The following is a 210-nucleotide window of genomic DNA, read 5'->3' as shown; positions in this document are numbered from 1 at the left end:
GGGGTGGAGGACTTGGGTGACGTGGTGGGGGGTGAGGTTGTGGAGGGTGGCGTCGTTGAGGGTGCCGGCGGCGTGGATGACGGCGGTGAGGGGGTGCTGGGTGGGGATGTCTGCGAGGAGTTGGGCGAGTGCGTCTGGGTTGGCGGTGTCGCAGGCGGTGATGGTGATGTGGGCGCCGGCTGTGGTGAGTTCGTCGTGGAGTTGGGTGGC

Annotated in this window: 1 protein-coding gene; it reads right to left on the bottom strand. The window is 68.6% G+C overall.

Annotated features, from left to right (window positions below):
- The coding region (locus IF88_RS41835) for a KR domain-containing protein (RefSeq protein WP_037808981.1) at window positions 1–210 on the bottom strand (210 nt) is incomplete at both ends.

The sequence above is a fragment of the Streptomyces sp. NRRL F-2580 genome (assembly GCF_000720115.1).
Taxonomy (GTDB): Bacteria; Actinomycetota; Actinomycetes; order Streptomycetales; family Streptomycetaceae; genus Streptomyces.
This window is presented reverse-complemented; position numbering and strand designations above follow the sequence as displayed.